Genomic DNA, 20,751 nt, shown 5'->3' on the forward strand with positions numbered 1-20,751 from the left:
AACTCATTAGCGATTATTATTTTTGATTTTGTTTTTTATTATTACGTTTACGTTCACGCATTTCAACACGTTGTTCAATCCGACGTTTTTGACGCGCATCCTTTTGAATCGCTTCTTTAATCTTTTTCTTGTAACCAGGCTTACGCTTGATCTTGGCCTTTTTAACAAAGCCCTTCAAGTTGACGTCTAATTCATGCGTCGTTGCAACCCGTTTTTTACGACGGTTACGGTCATAAGAAGTCACCAATTCGCCATCTTTAAAGGCTTTTGGTGTGAACTTAATTCCCATTGCTTCGATTTGTGCAACAGCTTGTTCGTCATCTGGACCATAAAGTGTAATCGCAGTACCCTTAAGACCATTCCGGCCTGTCCGACCCACACGATGCACGAAGAATTCTAAATCTTCGCGTGGTACTTCAGCATTGATGACCATGCTAATCCCTTCGATATCAATCCCACGAGCGGCTAAATCAGTCGCAACAACGTATTGATAATCAAGGTTATGAACTTCCTTCATAATCCGTTTCCGTTGACGTGGTGGAATATCGCCATGAATCTTAGCGACCTTCAAACCTTGTGATTGGAGGTAATGATGGATGTCATCAACCTTGCTCTTTGTATTTGCAAAGATCAAGACCATGAATGGATGACCCATTGTGATTAATGAATAGATTGTTTGATTGAGGGCTTTGCCCTTAGTTGGCACTAACCAGTTTTCAATCGTTGGGCTAATGATCGTTTCATTTTTCACTTCTTCAATTACTGGGTTATGCATGTATTTTTGTAAGAACGGTTGTAATTTATCAGGAATCGTTGCTGAGAAGACCATCATTTGTAAGTCTTCTGGTAAACGGCTCGCAATATTATCAACTGGCTTCAAAAAGCCCATATCAAGCGTCATATCAGCTTCATCAATGACTAATGTTTTAGCTGTATAAATCTTAAGTGCCTTACTTGTAATCAAATCTAAAATCCGACCAGGTGTCCCAATCACGATTTGTGGTTGATGTTGTTGTAATTTTTCGATTTGCCGTTGTTTATCAGTCCCACCAACGTAGCGACCAATCCGAATATCACCAGTCATATGCTTTGTGATTAATTCAGCGGCCGTATAAATTTGGTAAGCCAATTCCCGACTAGGGGCTGTAATGACGATTTGAACTTCGTCTTTTTCAGGGACTAACTTATTTAAAAGTGGTAATAAGAAGGCATGTGTCTTCCCACTCCCTGTTTGTGATTGTCCGATAACACTCTTACCAGCGTTGATGGCTGGAATCACACGGCGTTGAACTGCCGTTGGTTTTGTAAAGTGCATCTCGTCTAAAGCCGTAATGATTTCTGGTTTTAGATTGAATTGTGTAAATTGATTATCCATAAAGTCCTGCTTTCTATTGTTTAAATCCGTCAAAAAAGTATCTGTTACTGTGCTGTATAATCAGCAGCAAGCGCTGATAATGCCGTAATAATCGTGTCAATTTCAGCTTGATCAGCTGCTTTGGCCCCGCTGGCAAGCGGATGCCCACCGCCGTCATGTTGCTTAGCCAATTCATTAATGATTGGCCCTTTAGAACGGAAGTGAACGCGATAACTGCCATCGTCTTGTTGGACAAAAATGACCCACGTTAACACACCTTTTAATCGGCCAGGTGTGCCGACAATTGAATGAACCTGTTGGGCTGAAACATTCAAACGTTTTTGCGTTTCTTGGCCCACAACCAGATAAGCCACTTGGTCGTCATTAACCTGTAATTGATCAAATAAATAACCTTGTAACTTCGCTTGTTCGAGTGTAATCTCGTTCATCCGTTGGTTAATCTTATCATGTTGAATGTCAAACGTCATTAGTTGCGCGGCACAAGTCATTGTGTGCGGTGTCGTTGAATTAAACATGAAGCGCCCAGTATCGCCCACAATCCCGGCGTAAAGCACACGAGCAGCTGCTTGATTCAATTGTAATTGGCCTTGGCTATCGTTGATCATATCGACAATAATTTCGGATGTGCTAGACGCATCCGGTAACACCCAATTTAAATCACCATAAGGTTCGTCGTTGGGATGATGGTCAATCTTAATCAAGTAATCCCCTTGGTTATAATCTTCGCCACTAATTCGGGGCGTATTGGCAGCATCAGTTGTAATCACCAAAGCGCCTTGGTATAAAGCCGGATCAATTGGTTGCGCATTGGCTAACCAAGCTAAGTTGCCAGTATCACTACCGACTTGGTAAACCTTTTTATTCGGATAGCTATTACGAATCACTTCAGCCAAACCCACTTGCGAACCAATCGCATCTGGGTCTGGATTGACATGACGATGAATAATAATCGTTTGATAAGCTTTAATTTTAGCAATAATTTGTTCTGGAATAGTCATTGATTAACCTCTTTCTAAAATTTGGCAGGTCACAATTGCTTTGGCAACAATGACGTGATTGGCATAAACATCAACATCAATTTTAGCAGAACGCCGGCCAATCTCTAATATCCGCGGTAAAATCTGAATCTGACTTTCAATTTGGATTAAACGCAGATAATGCAAATTAATCTGTTCAATCATTGAATGGCGTTGATGTGTCGCCTGCAACATCCGTTGACATGCCGCCGAAACGGCTTCGCTCAAGACACCAAACGAAATCGTCCCTAAGTTGTTGGTCATTTGCGGACTCACTTCAAACTGATACGCTGCCGAATAAAATTCAGGGAAACTCTCGCTAGGGTGCAGTAGTTCGATAATTTGGTCGTAGAAAGTCTCGGCAACTTGCGGTTGTCGTTGGGCCGTTTGCATATTACTCATCACGTCTTGGCGCGTGATAATCCCCTCTAATTCAAGATTATCAGCAACCACCGGCATGATTTCCAAACTATTCCAAGTCATCGCATGTCCGACACTGGCAATACTCATATACTTCTTAACACTCGCAGGTTCTTTCGTCATCACCTTATCAAGCGTCATCGAAGCTGGTTTATCCAAAATATCCTTCACCGTGACAATCCCGACTAAGCGCCGGTGTTCATTAATCACGGGGAAGCGTGAATGTTTAACCGCGGCACTCAATTTCTTGTAATCGCCGACCGTATCAGTCGCCAATAATGAGTATGTTTCTGAAAATGGGCGGTAGATTGAAGCAACCGTCGTAATTTCCTTTTTGATTAATTGGTCGGTTAATGCCCGGTTAATCAACGTCGCAACAGTATACGTATCATAGGTCGTTTGTAAAATGGGCAATGCTAGCTCATTAGCCAGTGCAATCACTTCATCTGAGGTGTGAAAGCCACCCGTGATTAAAACCGCCGCGCCATTTTCCAACGCTAATCGTTGCACGTCGATTCGATCACCAACGATCAATAAAGATTTCGGTGTAATGTACCGGGTAATCGCGGCTAACTGCATCGCACCAATTACGAACTTATCCAACAACTTATTCAAGCCGTCTTTGCCACCTAAAACTTCACCATCTATAACTTGAACAATCTCGGCAAAAGTCAGGTTTTCAATCTTACCTTTTAATTTTTGTTCAATTCGAATCGTGCCGACCCGCTCAATCGTGCTGACCAAGCCGTTATTTTCGGCGGCCTTAATCGCCCGATAAGCCGTTCCTTCACTAACCGCTAGCGTCTTGGCAATTGAGCGCACCGAAATTTTATCGCCAATTGGCAAATTCTCAATGTACATTAATATTTGATCATGCTTCGTTGCCACTCAAACACCACCGCCGTTTCCGCTTAGTTAATCCTATTTTGCGCCAATTCGACTATTAGCCCATTTTCATAGTTACTTACAGTATATCGGTTTTACGCGTCAAAGACAAAGTAATCTCATCAATCATTTTCCCAATCATAAAGTGGGAGCGTTATATTTTCAAAAGTCTGGGGTGCTAAATTGGTCACGGTAATCCCTAACAAGCGAATCCCGACTTCCGCCTGCCCGATTGATTGCCAAATTTCGTTAGCAATTGCCTCTAATTCGGCTGCATTGCCGACATACTCACCAAGTGTTTTGCGTTTGGTAATTGTTTCGTATTGTCGATTACGCACTTTTAAAACGACTGTTAAACCGTGTTTTTGATTTTTGCGCAGCCGCTGGGCCAATTCAACCGCCAAGCTTTTCAGTTGGGCCTGTACTTGTTCTTCGCTAATCAACGGTTGTCCGTAAGTATGTTCGTTACCGATTGATTTACGTTCGCGTTGGTATTCAACTGGTCGGTTATCAATCCCCCGCACATGGCGATATAACCCATAACCCAACTTGCCAAAATGTTGCATCAAAAACATTTCCGATTGCGCCAATAAATCAGCACCGGTCATAATGCCTAAATCCTGCATCTTCGGCACCGTCTTTTGACCAACCCCTCTAAATTTTTCAATCGGCAATCGGCTTAAAAAGGCGATTGCTTGTTCCGGCAATACCAACGTCCGACCAGCCGGTTTACGGTAATCAGAAGCCATCTTCGCTAAAAATTTGTTGTAGGAAATTCCGGCGGAACTGACCAATTGCGTTTCTTCTAAAATCGCCTTTTGTAAATAAGCGACGACTTCAATCGTGTGCGCTAACCCCAACTTATTTTCAGTAACATCTAAATAAGCTTCATCAAAAGCAATCGGTTCGATTTTATCGGTCACCGTATGGAAAATTTCGTGGATCTGCGCCGAAACGGACTGATATAACGGAAAGTTCGGCGTCTTAAAAACAGCTTGGTGTTTAGGAATTAATTCGGCAGCCTTTTGGGCACTCATCGCCGAATGCACACCATATTGACGAGCAACGTAATTGGCCGTTGTTACGACCCCTTTGCCCCCTGTGTCACTCGGATCACGGGCAATAATCAGCGGTTTTTGCCGTAAGTCGGGCTGCTCACGTTCTTCAATGGCGGCGTAAAAAGCATCCATATCAATATGAATAATCTTGCGACTCGTATCGTTTTCCAACGGAATTTTAAATAATTCAGCCATTTTACACCTCCACTTTCACGCGATAAGAAAAGCCTGGTATGAATGGCTTCACACGCAGACTTCTCGGCAATTCTTATTTTTTTGTTTGAGTTGGATCAAAAATCCATTTTGCATCTGTTGAAGCCAACAAATCCGTCGCTTCTTTAGGGCCCATTGAACCGATTGCATACGTAGGAAGCGGTGTTTGATCTGCATCCCAAACTTGACGAATCGCATCGACAAATTGCCATGAAGCAGCTAATTCATGCCAATGCGTAAAGTTTGTGCCATCGCCATTTAACGCTTCTAAAATCAAACGTTCATAAGCTTCTGGGCTGTCAGCTAACATTTGTTCGTCATATTGGTAATTTAATTGGTCGGGTTTCAATGAGAAGCCTTGACCAACTTCCTTACCGTTAATTGTTAATGAGAAACCTTGTTCTGGTTCCACATAAATCGTTAAGACATCGGGCGCCATAGCTGAGCGATCTGACTTATCATCAGCAAAAATATTAACCCCGGTCTTCTTGAAGACGATGTTGATTTGAGTTTCCTTGCGGGCCAAACGTTTCCCGGTCCGAACATAAAACGGCACACCACACCAGCGTTCGTTATCAATCATCACTTTACCGGCAACAAACGTTTCGGTTTGTGAGTCTGGTGCCACGTTAGTTTCTTGACGATAACCTGGTTTGCTTTCACCATCGACCGTTGTTTCAGCGTATTGGGCGCGGACAAAGTTTTGTTTAATCTCTGCAGGTGAATAAGGTTGGATGCTTCTGAACAGACGTGTCTTTTCGCGTTGCACATCTTCTGCTGAGAAGTTAACAGGGACTTCCATTGCCAACATCCCAATCACTTGCATGATATGGTTTTGGAACATATCGCGCAAAGCACCAGACGTTTCGTAATAGCCAGCTCGTTCTTCAACCCCAACTGATTCGGCTAACGTAATTTGCACGTTATCGATAAATTGGTTATTCCAAACACCACTTAATAGGCCATTACCGAAACGTAAAGCAACGATATTTTGAATCATTTCCTTACCTAAATAATGATCAATTCGATAAATTTGGTTTTCATCGAAAGTTTGGGTTAATTCTTGATTGAGTGCTTTGGCACTTTCATAATCACGACCAAATGGTTTTTCAATAATTAAACGGTTGAACCCATCTGCGGTCAACAAGGCTTCTGACCCTAAGTGACTGGCAATTGTCCCGAAATAACGGGGTGACATTGCCATATAATAGATGCGATTTTGGTTTAATTGATACTTATCATCTAATTTCGCTGCTAATGCCTTCAGTGTTTCATAATGTTCAGCATCCGTAACATCATGTGATTGATAATAGAAGTGACTGGTAAAGGTTTGTTTCGTTTTGTCATCTTCTTCAAAACCTTCTAGAGAGGCCATCACGATTTCGTGATAATGTTCATCCGTCCAAGGTCGTCTAGCGGTGCCAATCACTGCGAAGCTTTCTTTTAAGTAACCCTTACGATATAGGTTAAAAAGGGCTGGGTATAACTTCCGTTGTGCTAAATCCCCCGAGCCACCAAATATAATAAATAATGCTGCTAAATCTGAGCGCATGTTCACACCACTTTCTTTATTAATCTGCTGCAATTGGCGTCACAAAAATGTGTTGCGCCGCTTTAATGCCAACTTGAATTTCAGTTTGCTGTGTTTCGTCCATCACGGTAATGGGGCTTTCAAAAAGGCCCACCTTCGTCAAGGTCACAGTATCGCCAACTGTCAAGCCGATTTCTAATGTGTATTTCAATAAATCATTATCATCTAGTACCCGCTCAATCACTGCTTTTTCGCCAACTTCAAGATCGACTAACGCGTGATGGCTCTGTTGTTCAAACTCACCCTTGGCATTGGGAATAATCCCACCGTGCGGGCATCGTTTGGGATGGCCTAGAAAATCGGCCAAGCGTTCAGCCAAGTCGTGGTTGGTCACATGCTCGAGTTGTTCCGCTTCTGGATGAACGGTATTAAATTGATAATGTAACTTGTCGACTAGAAAAACTTCCCACAAGCGATGATTGCGCACTAATAGCGCTGCTTCTCTAGCACCTTCACTTGTCAATTGAATCCCTTGATAGGGTGTGTGGTTGACGTAATTCTCTTTCACTAATTTGTTGACCATTTCCGTGACTGATGCTGCCGAAACGTTCAATCCCGCTAGAATTTCCTTATTGGTAACTTTTTTTGCGTCGCCACCAAGTTCAAAAATAATTTTTAAATAGTCTTCTTTATTGGGTGTCATTGCCATCCCGATCCTTAATCAAGTTTGTCGACAAACTTTTCTCAGTTCTCCCTGAATTAAATGAATGTCTACCCTCTATTATGCCCTATTTTGGATAATATTAATACTCTCAAGCTTAAATTTAAGCAATATAAAAAGGATTAAGCCCTTCTTGTTCAGCTTAACCCTTTTGTTTCATTTATTTTAAAATTCTGCCTCTAAAATGCCTTTTAATTCTTTAATCAATGGTTCTTTTGGATTTGTAACAGTACAGTTGTCTTCATAAGCTAATTCAGCTAACTCATCAACATGTTGCTTGAAGTCCGCCTTTGTGACGCCATTAGCCTTCAAACTCATTTGAATACCAACACTTTCGGCCAATTCAGTCACTGCGGTTGCATAAGCTTCAACAAGTTCTGCTGTCGTATTACCCTTCAACCCAATATAACGTGCGATTTCTGCGTAATCTTCATCAGCTCTGAAGTAACTATATTTAGCCCAGAGTGCCCGTTTGGTTGGCGTTGTCGCATTATAGCGGATAACATGGGGCATCGTGATGGCAATCATTAAACCGTGAGGTAAGTTGAACGCCCCGCCTAATTTATGTGCCAGTGAATGGTTGATGCCTAATAACGCATTCGCAAAGGCCATCCCCGCCATTGTTGAGGCATCGTGCATGTTCCCCTTAGCCGTAATATCGCCATCGTAACTAGCCTTCAAGTTATCAAAAACTAATTTAATCGCCTGTAAACTAAGCCCCTTCGTATAGTTAGAAGCCATTGTTGATACGTAACTTTCAGTCGCATGACAGAGCACATCCAAGCCGGTGTGTGCAACAACTCGTGGTGGCACACTCTCGACAAATTGACTGTCAACAATTGCAACGTCTGGTGTCAACGCATAATCTGCTAATGGGTATTTAATATGGGTTTCACTATCGGTAATCACCGCAAAAGGTGTTACTTCTGAACCCGTCCCGGAAGTCGTTGGAATACAGATCAACTTCGTTTTATTAAGTTTAGGGAACTTGTACGTCCGCTTGCGAATATCTAAGAATTTTTGTTTTGCGCCAAAGAAATCGGCTTCTTCTGAATCATAGAATAACCACATTCCCTTAGCCGCATCCATGACAGAACCGCCACCAATTGCGACAATCGCATCTGGTTCAAAACTTCTCATCGCTGCAGCACCCTTATAAATCGTATTGGTTGATGGGTCTGGTTCAACATCTGAGAAGATTTGCATTTGAACGTCATTCGCCCGTTTAGCTAACACTTCTTCAACAATCCGAACATAACCAAGGTTAACCATCCCTTGATCAGCGACGATAAAAACCTTATTTAAATCAGCCATCTTTTCTAAATAGTTGACCGAATTTTTTTCAAAATAGATTTTGCTTGGCAATTTGACCCATTGCATATTATTGCGGCGTTTCGCCAAAGTTTTAATATTCAATAAGTCGATTGTTGACACGTTATGTGAAATTGAGTTATGCCCATAAGAGCCACAGCCAAGTGTTAATGATGGAATCATTTCGTTGTATAAATCACCAATCCCACCTTGGGCAGATGGTGTATTGACCAATACACGGCAAGCCTTCATCCGTCTTGCAAATTCTAATGGTAACGCATCGTCAGTCGTATGCAATGATGCGGTGTGGCCCAAACCACCCAGATCAAGCATCGCTTCGCATAATGCCAAACCATCTTCACGGTCTTTAGCTTTAATCATCGCTAAGACCGGTGATAATTTTTCATGTGAGAGTGGGTATTGATGACCAACACCCTTGATTTCAGCGATTAAAACGGGTGTATCTTCTGGAATATCAATCCCAGCTAACTTAGCAATCTTAGCGGCTGATTGACCAGGAATTGCTGGCCGCACAGCGTTTTTAGCCGGATCAATAATTGCTTCGTTTAAAGCTGGTAGTTCACTTGCTTTGGCAAAATAAACACCTTGTGCTTGGAATTCTTTTTTAACCTCGTTGTAGATTTTAGCATCGACTATCACCGCTTGTTCTGAGGCGCAGATCATCCCATTATCAAATGATTTCGATAAAATTAAATCATTGACTGCTTGTTTGATATTGGCCGATTCTTCGATATAAGCTGGTGCGTTACCAGCTCCAACCCCTAATGCTGGTTTCCCAGTTGAATAAGCGGCCTTGACCATCCCTGGTCCACCAGTTGCTAGGACCGTTGCAATGCCGGTATGATTCATCAAAGCTTGGGTGGCTGCCAAACTAGGTTCTTCAATGAATAATAAGGCGTCAGCTGGTAAGCCAGCTTTAACGGCTTCTTCTTTAATGACTTCTAGTGCTCTGGCAGAACATTTTTGCGCATTGGGATGAAAGGCAAAGATGATTGGATTCCGTGTTTTAATGGCAATTTCTGCCTTAAAAATTGTGGTTGAAGTTGGGTTGGTAACAGGTGTTACCCCAGCAATGACCCCGACTGGTTCCGCAATCTTAGTAATCCCGTGTTCAGGATCTTCTTCAATAACACCAACTGTTTTATTATCTTTAATTGCGTGCCAAATTTCTTCCGTTGCGAAAATATTTTTAATGGCTTTATCTTCATAAATCCCACGACCCGTTTCTTCAACGGCCATTTTAGCTAATTCCATATGATGATCAAGGCCGGCAATCGCCATTTGGTGGACAATATGATCCACCTTCGCTTGATCGAATGTTTCCATGATTTTAAGTGCTTCATGGGCCCGTGTGACTAAATCTGTCACCATCTTATCCACTTCAGATACCGCATCAACAACCGCTTTAACGCCTTCTTTTTTAACCATCAGGAATGCCTCCGTAATTTTTATATGTGATTTAATTAACAAAGAAAGCATAACGCATTTGAAACCGTTTGTAAACTATTATTGTGATTTTTTTAACAGATTTTTATATAACCTAAGACCAACAATAAACAGGATATTAATCCAAAAACGAATCACATTGCGTGATTAATCACTAAATAACCCATAAAAAAAGGACTGCTCAAACAGTCCTTTTTCTTTAATTTTTTAGTTGTCGTTCATCTGCCGTGACGATCAAATAATCCGCCGCTAATAACTCGGAAAGCTCTTTAATCGTCGTTTGAATTTCTTTAATCTTATCCTCGTCTTCTGCAACCTTCAAGACGTTGTTTTTCAACCGCAATAAACTTTTAGTTTGCGCCACATAGTCTGGAAAATGGTCATATAAAAAATCTGAAACATTTAAAATTTGGCGTGGGGAACTCAACAACTCATTAAAAATGGCGTTAATCAGTTTAAGATCTTTATTATAAGATTTTAAACTGGCGCTGGCCTTGAATTTAACCCGTTGCAAATAAATCAGTTGTTGATACGAGCTTTTAATTTCTCGCTTGAAAAACAGACGCTCAGCATCTGTCAAACCACTTTGCTTCAGCAGATGATCACTGATATAGAGCTGACCAAGGGCACCTGATTCATTGATTTGGCGTGCATACCGCCGAACACTAATCCGACGATAGAGATAATACAATCCCTCCACTGGTAATAAAAAAACAGCGATTAAAAAGGAGCCGCCCAATAGTCCATCACTGAAAAAATGGTCGCTCATCAAAAAATTCAGCATGACGATGGTCAGTGGCGCATATATTAACCAACTACGCCGTTGATTAAAACAAAATTGAAGGGCGATTGCAGCAATGATAAAAAACGGTAGTCCTTGATCACCCGTAACGGCTAAAAGTAATATTCCTAAAACCGCAACAATCAGTCCTCGTTGCCACTGCCGGTATTGAATAATATTTTGCATGCTACTCCGCCTCCTCCGTTAAACTAGGTGTCACCCCATTTTTACTTTGAATTTTTTTGATATTAATCCGATCAATTCTCACATCACTAGTTGCCGTTGGAAATCTTATTTCTAGTACTTGATCATTATACGGATAAACTTTAAAAACTAAATCGTAGTTCTGATGTTCGCCTGGATTGACCACTAACCCATCATCCGTATTATCCCAAGACAGATAATATTTTTCTTGTAGCACTTTATTTTTAAAATCCGCTTCAAATCTATCAATCATCCCAATTTGATTAGGGCCTTCCTTCATTTCATACATATAACCACCAATTGTCTCTGATTCGTTATTTTTAGCCACGTTTACTCGCATTTGAACCACCATGAAACGTGCTAACTCATCGGAATCGCCATAATCAAATTTAGGCAACGGTTGTTTTAAAGTTTTAATATTTAAAATCGTATAATGTGTTCCAGCATTTTTAAGCGTAATTTGCTTTCCCGGTTGATAATCATAAGTCCGTGCTGCGACTGGCGTTATCGTTAAACCCAAATAACAGGCGAATCCTAACATCATCATTAAGCCCTTTTTAACCATTCGTCAATTCCTCCAACTGGCTATCTTTAACATGTAACACAAAAGAAGTATCCTCGCCTCTTTCCGGTTTGCTATTGGTATCATAATAAAAACCCTGATAAACAATATCAAAAGTCGGATCGTTTGGTTTGTACAAGACAATATTAAAAGTACGCGGTGCGGCATTCTTCGTCACCTCGTAGCCCTCTTGTAATATATTAATGATCGGTTGTTCTTTACCATCAATGATAACTTGATTATCGTTCAGACGACCGCCAATATCAAAAGTTTCACCTTCCTTTTCATTATGCAATGACCAATCATCATACATATTAAAGTTAGAGCCCGACAGACTTAATTCGTTATTTGTCCCTTGATTACTGGCAGTCACATTCATAATCACCAAATCTTTTTCATCCGTTGATATTGCCTGATACAGATGATTAATCACTAATTGTAAGCTGCGAGCTTTGACAACCTGTCCTGGTTTTTGATAATCCAAAAGCTGATGGTACCCATTTTTGGCTAATTCAGTCTTAGCACGCACCTCTTTAGACGGTTTAATGGTTGGTGCGTTTCCCATCCAAATTATAAAACCTAAAAAAAGAATAGTCGTACCTACACAAAGCCACTTCCAAAGCGACATTTTAGGTATCTTAGTAGTCTTAATATCACGTTCGATAATTTCAGAAAAGCCCGCTGCTACTTCTTCTTGATTAGTTGCCTCTAATTGGCGTGCAAAACTAACGAGCACTTTTTTATCAAAGACCCGGGTATCTAATGTAACTGAACCGCGACCGACTAGAATCATTTTATCGCGGCGTGTCAATGCTAGTGCTCGTCGATAATTCAATTGAATCCCCGTTCGATTATTTTGCACCGTCAACCATTCAAAAGCCACATAAATTCGCCGAGTTCGAAAACCATGTAGAGTAAGCCATAGGCCTGTCTTTTGGTCGTTAATTCTGGCTACTTGAAACTTATCTTGTGCCAAGTGATGATAACTAAACCCTAAATAACTAACAATCCCAATAAAAGCTAGTCCATACACAATTAATAGCTGGTGATATTGCTGACCTGCCACAAACTCATTGTGGTATTTAGCCCTTAACAAAAAGCCACCAATAAATAGCAATAGTAATAACAGCGCCACTAACCGGCGTATCAAGAAATGTAATTTAGGTTGACTATAAACTAGTATCTTGCGCATTGTCTTCATCCTGTTTCAATTCAGTTTGGTCAATCGTTGCTAAACGTTTTTGCAACGACTGCTCTAATTGTTGTAATTGACTTTCAACATCTTGGCGTTGCGTCTTACCTTCTGATTGAATCTGTAAGACTTCAGAAATCGTATCAATAAGATTGGTCTGGGTTTCTTTTAGAGTTGCCACATCCACAATCCCGCGTTGACTGGCTTGGGCAATTTCAACAGCCGATTGATGTAAAAGTTGACTGTTTTTCTTCAATAAATCATTCGTCGCATTAGCTACCGCATTTTGAGTCAATAAGGCTTCTTTTTGACTTAGAAGCGCTAAGGCGATCCCCACTTGATTTTTCCAAAGCGGAATAGCCGTTGCGATTGATGCTTGAATTTTTTCTGCCAAGACCGTATTACTATTTTGAATCAACCGGATTTGTGGTGCCTGTTGAATCGTGATCTCACGCGTTAACAATAAATCAGACATTTTCTTATCCAAACGTTCTTGCATTGCCATTAAATCCTGTAACTGTTGCAATTGCATTTGATCGCCATCTTTAAGTGTTGCCTGCCTTTGTTCAATCTCAGTATCAAGCTGTTCGATTTTCAACTTAGCCCCCACAATTAAAATGTTTAACTCCTGGTAAAAGGCTAAGTTTTTAGTATACATTTCATCTAATAAATTGTTATCTGACAATAAAACTTGTTCTTGTTTTGCTAATTGCTCTGCTGAACGGTCAATTTGGACACTCACTTCCTGGTACTTAGCCGTCATTTCCAACAGCGACGTTCTAAGACGCGCAAATAATTTAGCAAATAGCGAATCGTTTTGATGGACCAACTTATCGGGATTAGCCTCACTTAAGCTTTTAACCAAAATACGCAGACTATCCCCAATTTCTCCTAGATCCTTATTCCGGACTTTTTCTAAAATATCAGTTGAAAAATTAGAAAGTGCTGTTTGTTGTGATTTGCCATACTCAGTTACGGTATTTTGTTGTCTTACCGAGAGACTTTGGGCATAGGTTTGAGCCGCTATCATTTCTGCCGGCGTTAATTTATTCTTAATTTCTTCTGAAAAATCAAGCTTCTCGTCAATAGCTGTTGGTGTTGCAATTAATTCATCAGTTAATTCTAAAGTCATTAAACCACCATCTCCATTTTGTTTAACAGCACTAACAATTATTTAGGTTAACGCTATAAACTATCTATTCACAGTATATCAAACGACTCAGTACTCGCCTATCTATTTTACGCATTATACAAAAAAAGATGACTCATTTTATGTTAAAAATGAGTCATCTCGCTTAAATTATTTTGTTTCTTCTTTTGTTTCGTCAACCGTTTCTTCAACAACTGTTTCTGTTGCCTTAGCAGTTGGTTCAACTGTCCGGATAGCACTTAAATTAAACTTAAGGTAAACGCCATCGCAATCTAAAACAACAATTTTAGTATCATTATTCACTGAGTCAATGACACCATGTAAACCACCAATTGTTACGACTTGGTCACCTTTTTTCATTTGGTTAACCATTTCTTGATGTTTTTGTTGTTGTTTCTTTTGTGGCCGCATAACCATGAAATACATCATGACCATCATCAAAACAAGGATGATTAAGAAACTTGAGTTGCCGCCAAATGGATTGGCACCTAATACTAGGTTTAACATTTAAAATACCTCTTTTCGTTATTTATCTACTAATCAACTTTAGCAGACTTATCGCCTAACTTCCAGTGATTCGCTAGAAATTACGGCCGTTATTTTCGTTATAGCCGTATTCTTCGAAGAATGCTTCTCTGAATTCCAATAAGTTATCTTGTTCAATCGCATCTTGCACTTGGTGCATCAAGTTGATCAAGAAGTATAAGTTATGGTAACTCGTTAAATGAATACCAAAAGTTTCATCCGCTTTGATTAAATGACGGATGTAAGCCCGTGTGTAATTCTTGCAGACATAACAGTCACATTTTGGATCTAGTGGTCTGAAATCTTCAGAATATTTCGCGTTCTTAACCACTAAACGGCCTTGAGACGTCATTGTTGTTCCGTTACGCGCAATCCGAGTTGGTAACACGCAATCAAACATATCGACACCCCGAATGACACCATCAATCAACGCATCTGGTGAGCCAACGCCCATCAAATAACGGGGTTTGTCTTCAGGCAACATCGGTGTTGTAAAATCAAGTACCCGGTTCATTTCACCTTTTGATTCACCAACTGAAAGACCACCGATAGAATAGCCGGGGAAATCCATCCCCACTAAATCACGTGCACTTTGGCGACGAAGGTCTTCAAAACCGGCCCCTTGGACAATCCCAAATAAGCCTTGTGTGGCTGGGTTTTGATGCGCAATTAAGCCTCGTTCAGCCCAACGTGAAGTCCGTTCAACTGATTTTTTAACGTAGTCATAACTTTCGAAGAATGGTGGACATTCATCAAAGCTCATCATAATATCTGCGCCCAAAGCATTTTCAACATGAATAGCTTTTTCAGGTGATAGGAATAGTTTTTCACCATTCAAATGACTCTTGAAGGCCACCCCTTCTTCACTAATATCACGCAATTTCGCTAATGAGAAGACTTGGAAACCACCTGAATCGGTTAAGACACCCCGATCCCAGTTCATGAATTTATGCAACCCGCCTGCTTTTTCGACAATATCTTCACCAGGCCGTAACCATAAATGATAGGTATTCGACAAAATAATGCCGGCGCCCATTGCTTTCAAATCTTCAGGGGCCATTGTTTTAACGCTGGCTTGGGTCCCCACCGGCATAAACATCGGTGTTTTAAAAGTCCCATGCGGTGTTACAATTTCGCCTAAGCGCGCGCCTGTATGTTTTTCTTTTTTGATTAAACGATACTTGATCGCTGGTTCCATTTAATCGACTCCAATTCTAGAATTTCTACTTGCTTCATTCTATCAGACTTTAGTGATTAAGCAAGAAAACACGTTATTTCTCTAAGCGATTTTACGAATAAATTAGGACTTGTAAGACTAACATGGCCCCACCAAAAGTCAGCACAAAAGCGACTACTGGCCAAACGAACCGTAACCAGTGAGCGTATTTAACATCTAACATTTGTAAGGTGGCCATTACCAAGCCAGTTGGTGCCAAGAACAACATTGCGTATTGCCCAAATTGATAGGCCGTTACCACGACAAATCGCGGAATATTAACCGTATCTGCTAACGGTGCTAAAATCGGCATCGATAAGACGGCTAGTCCCGAAGAAGATGGGACGATAAAGCCGAGCACGAAGAATATCACTAACATGATCAAAATAAAAATTGGACCACTAACATGTGCGACTAATGATGACGAATATTGTAATAAGGTATCTGAAATCAGCCCTTCATTCATAATCAAGTTAATCCCCCGCGCAAGACCAATAATGAGCGAGACGCCCACTAAACTAGAAGCACCGTTCACGAAGGCATCGATGACCCCTTTTTCACCAATTCCTTCTGGTCCTGTCGCGGTTAAAAACATGATGATAATCGCAAATGTTAAAAATGAGGCGGCCATCGTTGGGAACCACCAGCCTTGCGACATCACGCCCCAGACCATAATTGGGAAGGTCACTACAAATAAGACCAGAATTAACTTTTTCCGCCAGGTAAAAACGGCTTTTGACTGCGTTCCATCAGACGTAATTGCCCACAGCTTATCAAAAGCGTCGTGATCTTCATATGAATACGATTGGGTCGGATCAGCCTTAACCTTTTTAGAATAGCGATAGAGATAATAAATCACAAAAATGGCCCCTACGATACAGCCGCCAACTCGCCACAGCAAGCCTTCCGTAAAACTAATCCCAGCGGCGTTAGAAGCAATCACGACTGAAAAGGGATTAATCGTCGAGAAGGTCGTCCCAATTGAACTAGCAAGGAAAATCGTCCCCACACAAACAATCGAATCATACCCCATCGCAATAAAGACCGGCACTAAAATTGGATAAAAGGCCACCGCCTCTTCTTCAATCCCACATAAAGTCCCGCCTAGAACCATGAGAATCGCGACGAAAAAGATTAACAAAAATTCGTGACCTTTTGTTTTCTTGGTTAAGGCCAACAGCCCCGACTCAAATGCGCCGCTAGCCTTGACCGTGCCAATCAAGCCTCCTAATACTAAAATAAAAACCATAATATCGACAGCTTCAACGGTCCCGCGAACCATACTATTCGGGACAGCCGCCAAACTAGCCGGCCGTTGTTTCAATCTTTTATAAGTATTGGGAATCGATACGGCTGCATTAATACTGCCAGAAGTAAATTGACTAATTTTGATTTTAACGCCGAGTCGGTCTAATGATGCCTGTGTTGCTGGCACCTTTTCAACTTGACCTGATGGCTTTGTCACGACCAGTTGCGTACTCTTTTGGTCATACGATAACTTCGCGTAAGACCCTGATGGTACAACCCACGTTGCCATTACCGCGACTACTGTCAGTATGAATAAAATGACAAAAGCTCCTGGCATTTTCAGTTTAAACCGCTTCTTAGTCTTTATTGTTTCAGCATCATTCATCATGCCATCTCCTTTTTGAATAAGCTCAATTAAAGCGTTTACGATAATTACCACATAAAAACCCATAATAGTCGTTTTTCAAAACGATTTATTATGGGTTTTTAAACTTAATCTCGAGACAAAGTGCCCCTTAATTTTTACGCCAACTCATCTTTAAAGAAGGCTTTTTCAAACCGAAATTCTTTATGCTCATAACTCAGTAGTTTTTGGGCGACCAATTGTTTAACAATTTGACCGGCCGTTTCACGGGTGGTCCCACTCATTGTCGCTAATTCCTTCACCGTAATCGGATACGGGATATATGCGCGACCACATCGCAGCGGTTCACCTAAGTTAATTTCAAATATTTTTAAAGCTTGAATGACCCGTTGTTTTGCACTAGAAGTTACCATTCGCTGGATTTGATCTTCTGATTCACTAATAATCGAACCCATCTCTTGAACCACTTTGACGATTGAAGCGGTATTCTTTTGTAACAGATGCTCAAAAGTCGCCATTGGAAAATAGATAATCTCAATATCGGTCATCGCCCGAGCGGTATATGGATAATATTGATCAGTAAACATCCCCCGGTAAGGAAAAGCTAAGTCTTGTTTGATATACGTATAGAACGTAAATTCGTCATTTTCGTCCGTTCGTTCGGCCCTTACGAGACCGCTTACAACGAAATAGAATCGGCTGCGCTCATCTGTTTGATCAAACAGTTCCTGGCCTTTATGAAAATCCTTGACTTTCATATTATTCATCAGAATGTTCATTTCTTCATCTGAAAAATCAATAAATTCAGGTCTGGTCCTTAAGTATTGAATATATCTTGGATATTCGTCTGCGGCAATCATGATTTTCGCTCCCAAAGTATTCTCAATTATTACTTTTTACTCAAAGTAACCAAAGTTCTAATATAACATATCTAAATAACGATTTTCCCTGAAACAACTAACCAAATCCCAATAATTGCACCAATTACAATAATTGTCGTAATTAACCATTCTCCTTTTGATAAGAAATGCTGGTGACCATTATTTTTACGGGCACGACCATAGAAGTAAATCCCAGGAATATAGGCTATAAAACAGAGTAATAAGTAACTGACACCCGCCATTAAGATCCCGGCAATTTCAAATAATAAAGCTAAAATCCCAATTAATAATTGTTGCCGGTTGCCTTTTTCTTGCAGGTGGGCCCAAGAATATTTAATTTGATAAGCTGCCACCAACATGTAACAAACGATAATTGAAGCCGTACATAATGAATAAGCGAAGTTATAAGCTTTCGTTGTGAATAATAGAGTGAATAGGAAAACTTGGATCAAACCCGCTGTCACGACTAGTGCAAACGTCGGTGCTTTCTTCTTGTTGACGCGCCCGAAGTAAGCTGGCAATAAATTTTGCTTTGCCATTAATAACATTGTTTCAGCTGGCAACATCGTCCAAGATAACCAAGCCCCTAAAATCGAGATGATTAATCCCACACCGATGAAGTAGCCACCCCAAGTCCCAACCATTTGTTCAAAAATGTATAACATCGCTGGTTGTTTGATGCTGGCCAATTGATCTTGCGTTAAATACCCGTAAGGTAAAACAGACGCTAAGATATAAATCGCTAGTAAACTTACTAATCCTAAAATCGTTGCTTTACCAGCATCAGACTTCTTTTCCGCCCGCGCTGATAACATCGAAGCCCCTTCGATACCGACGAAGACCCACATCATGACCATCATACAGTTCTTGATTTGGCTCATCACATCGCCGGCCACAAAGCTACTACTCATATTATTCCAAAATGCTTGTGTGAAAAGATGGCCTTTAAATAACACAATCCCAAACACAATGAAAACAAATAGTGGAATCAATTTACAAATGGTTACCAATGTATTGATCGCGGCTGCGCCTTCTACCCCGCGATTAACAAAATACGTTAAGCTCCACGATAAAACACTGGCAACTAAGATTGAGGGTAAGTTCTGTCCTGATTTAAAAATCGGGAAGAAATAACCCAATGCACTCATTAAAATTGTCGCAAAGGCTACGTTCCCCAACCATGCTGATAACCAATAACCCCAGCCACTAATAAAGCCAGCAAAGGGCCCAAAGCCCTTTTCAGCGTAAGAGAAAATCCCTTCTAGTTCAGGTTCTTTCATCAATAAATTATTCAAGGATAATGCCAGCATTAAAATCCCAAAGCCGACAATAACCCAAGCGATTAACACTGGGCCCGGTGCGGATGCACTCGCTAAATCAGATGTTAATCCGAAGACCCCACTACCAATAGATGAACTAATAACCAATGCAATTAATGCCAATAAGCCAATTTTTTTTGCTGGTTTTTCTTCCGTCATTTTAAACCACTCCTAAATTACGTCACTCAATTATTAATAGGTTCTGAGCGCTTTTGATAATTCGGCCAACCCTTTTTTCAGAGTTGCTTCTGGTGCACAATACCCTAATCTTGCATGTCCGGGAATTTCAAAACGCTTGCCGGGCACTAATAAGACGCCGTATTCTTTTAATAAATATTTGCAAAATGCTTCATCGTCTTCAATCTCTTTGAAATGAATAAACGATGTTGATACTGATTCTGGATAGACCACATCAACGAGTGGTTCTTGTGCAACCCACGCTTTAAAAATCTCAAGATTGCGTTGAACAAGCGCCCGATTACGGGCTAAAACCTGCTTGCGATGCTGTAATACATAAACCGCTAACTGATCACTGAAAACACCGGCACAAATCATGGTGTAATCACGATATTTTCTAAACAAATCGGTTAATGTTTCGTTAGCGACAAGCCAACCAACCCGAATACCAGGGACTGAATAGGTCTTCGATAAACTATTGGTCGCAATGCCCAATTCATATAAATCAGCAATCGAAGTTGTTTGTTGGCCGTCGCCTAATGGTAAATAAACTTCATCCACAAGGACGTATGCACCCACCGTTCGTGCTACTTCAACGATTGCTTGCATCAGTTCAGTCGAAATGACCGTCCCAGTTGGGTTATTAGCATTGTTCAAACAAATCAGTTTGGTTTCTGGTCTAATTAACTTTTTCAGTTCAGCAATATCTGGGCCCCAATTATGGGCCTCATCCAACTGCCAATACGAAACGGTTGCCCCAATTGAGATGGGAATTTCGTAGAGTTGTTGATAAGTTGGAAACATAGTAATCACGTGATCGCCCGGTTTCACTAAGGCATAGAGCGCTAATAAATTGGCACCGGTCGCCCCGTTAGTTTGCAACACCTGGTTACTATTAACCGTTTGATACAATTCACTAACAGCTTGCTTAAAAGCCTCTGAGCCCTCAATCGCACCATAATTCATCTTTTGTTGCGCTAAGTCTTGATAAAATTGCGTCCCGTTATCAGGCGAGAGGGCCATCAATTCTGACATGGTCATTGAGGCAATCGTACTTTGCGCGATATCCAAAGTTGCTTGTGTTTCGTACACGTTTAACCACTCTTCAACACCAAAATTTGCAATTTCCATTAGC

17 protein-coding genes are annotated in these 20,751 nt (G+C 40.9%); all 17 read right to left on the reverse strand.

What is annotated here, in order from left to right; genetic code table 11:
• Positions 1-16: 16 nt before the first annotated feature.
• The 17 genes from ACPBEH_RS05620 to ACPBEH_RS05700 all read right to left on the reverse strand — a co-directional run bounded on the left by ACPBEH_RS05620 (position 17) and on the right by ACPBEH_RS05700 (position 20,747).
• Positions 17-1,375, reverse strand: coding sequence for a DEAD/DEAH box helicase (locus ACPBEH_RS05620; protein ID WP_025016292.1), 1,359 nt, complete (start codon positions 1,373-1,375; stop codon positions 17-19).
• A 44-nt stretch (positions 1,376-1,419) separates the two neighbouring features.
• Positions 1,420-2,373, reverse strand: a complete 954-nt coding sequence (locus ACPBEH_RS05625) for a DHH family phosphoesterase (RefSeq protein ID WP_424350009.1) — start codon at positions 2,371-2,373, stop codon at positions 1,420-1,422.
• 3 nt (positions 2,374-2,376) lie between these two features.
• Positions 2,377-3,699 (reverse strand): DRTGG domain-containing protein, encoded by a 1,323-nt coding sequence (locus ACPBEH_RS05630; RefSeq protein ID WP_011374092.1) that lies wholly within the window; start codon positions 3,697-3,699, stop codon positions 2,377-2,379.
• Between the two features lie 119 nt (positions 3,700-3,818).
• Positions 3,819-4,949 carry a DNA polymerase IV gene (gene dinB / locus ACPBEH_RS05635; protein WP_424350010.1) on the reverse strand — a complete coding sequence of 377 codons (1,131 nt, stop codon included), beginning with the start codon at positions 4,947-4,949 and terminating at the stop codon, positions 3,819-3,821.
• A gap of 73 nt (positions 4,950-5,022) precedes the next feature.
• Entirely contained in the window at positions 5,023-6,519 is a 1,497-nt protein-coding gene (gene zwf / locus ACPBEH_RS05640; RefSeq protein ID WP_424350011.1) for a glucose-6-phosphate dehydrogenase, read from the reverse strand.
• A 19-nt stretch (positions 6,520-6,538) separates the two neighbouring features.
• Entirely contained in the window at positions 6,539-7,201 is a 663-nt protein-coding gene (locus ACPBEH_RS05645; RefSeq protein WP_011374089.1) for a metal-dependent transcriptional regulator, read from the reverse strand.
• Between the two features lie 183 nt (positions 7,202-7,384).
• Positions 7,385-9,979: a bifunctional acetaldehyde-CoA/alcohol dehydrogenase gene (adhE, locus tag ACPBEH_RS05650; RefSeq protein WP_424350012.1), complete on the reverse strand. Its 2,595-nt coding sequence runs from the start codon at positions 9,977-9,979 to the stop codon at positions 7,385-7,387.
• 217 nt (positions 9,980-10,196) lie between these two features.
• On the reverse strand, positions 10,197-10,964 hold the full coding sequence (locus ACPBEH_RS05655; protein WP_424350013.1) for a 5-bromo-4-chloroindolyl phosphate hydrolysis family protein: 768 nt from the start codon (positions 10,962-10,964) through the stop codon (positions 10,197-10,199).
• 1 nt (position 10,965) lies between these two features.
• Positions 10,966-11,547 carry a hypothetical protein gene (locus tag ACPBEH_RS05660; RefSeq protein WP_424350014.1) on the reverse strand — a complete coding sequence of 194 codons (582 nt, stop codon included), beginning with the start codon at positions 11,545-11,547 and terminating at the stop codon, positions 10,966-10,968.
• On the reverse strand, positions 11,540-12,736 hold the full coding sequence (locus tag ACPBEH_RS05665; RefSeq protein WP_424350015.1) for a hypothetical protein: 1,197 nt from the start codon (positions 12,734-12,736) through the stop codon (positions 11,540-11,542). The genes ACPBEH_RS05660 and ACPBEH_RS05665 overlap by 8 nt, the downstream gene beginning before the upstream one ends.
• Positions 12,714-13,868, reverse strand: coding sequence for a toxic anion resistance protein (locus ACPBEH_RS05670; RefSeq protein WP_424350016.1), 1,155 nt, complete (start codon positions 13,866-13,868; stop codon positions 12,714-12,716). The genes ACPBEH_RS05665 and ACPBEH_RS05670 overlap by 23 nt, the downstream gene beginning before the upstream one ends.
• A 168-nt stretch (positions 13,869-14,036) precedes the next feature.
• Positions 14,037-14,393, reverse strand: coding sequence for a preprotein translocase subunit YajC (gene yajC / locus ACPBEH_RS05675; protein ID WP_011374087.1), 357 nt, complete (start codon positions 14,391-14,393; stop codon positions 14,037-14,039).
• A gap of 73 nt (positions 14,394-14,466) precedes the next feature.
• Positions 14,467-15,609, reverse strand: a complete 1,143-nt coding sequence (tgt, locus tag ACPBEH_RS05680) for a tRNA guanosine(34) transglycosylase Tgt (RefSeq protein ID WP_104963443.1) — start codon at positions 15,607-15,609, stop codon at positions 14,467-14,469.
• Positions 15,610-15,700: 91 nt separating this feature from the next.
• Positions 15,701-17,260, reverse strand: coding sequence for a YfcC family protein (locus tag ACPBEH_RS05685; protein ID WP_424350017.1), 1,560 nt, complete (start codon positions 17,258-17,260; stop codon positions 15,701-15,703).
• A 137-nt stretch (positions 17,261-17,397) separates the two neighbouring features.
• Positions 17,398-18,099: a Crp/Fnr family transcriptional regulator gene (locus ACPBEH_RS05690; protein ID WP_424350018.1), complete on the reverse strand. Its 702-nt coding sequence runs from the start codon at positions 18,097-18,099 to the stop codon at positions 17,398-17,400.
• Between the two features lie 71 nt (positions 18,100-18,170).
• Positions 18,171-19,598 carry an arginine-ornithine antiporter gene (gene arcD, locus ACPBEH_RS05695; protein ID WP_424350019.1) on the reverse strand — a complete coding sequence of 476 codons (1,428 nt, stop codon included), beginning with the start codon at positions 19,596-19,598 and terminating at the stop codon, positions 18,171-18,173.
• A 33-nt stretch (positions 19,599-19,631) separates the two neighbouring features.
• Positions 19,632-20,747 carry an aminotransferase gene (locus ACPBEH_RS05700; RefSeq protein WP_424350020.1) on the reverse strand — a complete coding sequence of 372 codons (1,116 nt, stop codon included), beginning with the start codon at positions 20,745-20,747 and terminating at the stop codon, positions 19,632-19,634.
• Positions 20,748-20,751 lie beyond the last annotated feature (4 nt).

Source organism: Latilactobacillus parasakei, from assembly GCF_049674265.1.
GTDB lineage: Bacteria > Bacillota > Bacilli > Lactobacillales > Lactobacillaceae > Latilactobacillus > Latilactobacillus sakei.